General features: G+C 67.0%; 1 pseudogene. It reads left to right on the top strand.

Annotation, left to right across the window (positions count from 1 at the left end):
- A pseudogene (locus tag FS767_RS22090) lies at positions 1 to 291 on the top strand (molybdopterin-dependent oxidoreductase); the annotation flags it as partial.

Raw genomic sequence — 291 nt, 5'->3', positions numbered from 1 at the left:
CGCACTACAGCCGCTACACCATCGAGTTGGTGGAGCGCGTCTGCGGCATGCCGCGTGAGCAGATCCAGACCACCTGGGACATGATCGCCGAGACGGCGCGCCCCGAGCGCACCATGAGCATCCTCTACGCCCTGGGCTGGACCCAGCATTCCATCGGCGCCCAGATCATCCGTACCGCCTCCATGGTGCAGCTGCTGCTGGGCAACATCGGCATGCTCGGCGGTGGGGTCAACGCCCTGCGCGGCCACTCCAACATCCAGGGGCTGACCGACCTGGGCCTGCTCTCCAACC

It is taken from the genome of Pseudomonas sp. DE0010 (assembly GCF_007680745.1).
Taxonomy (GTDB): domain Bacteria; phylum Pseudomonadota; class Gammaproteobacteria; order Pseudomonadales; family Pseudomonadaceae; genus Aquipseudomonas; species Aquipseudomonas parafulva_B.
The sequence above is the reverse complement of the archived record's forward strand: the minus strand, read 5'-3'. Positions and strand labels throughout refer to the sequence as shown.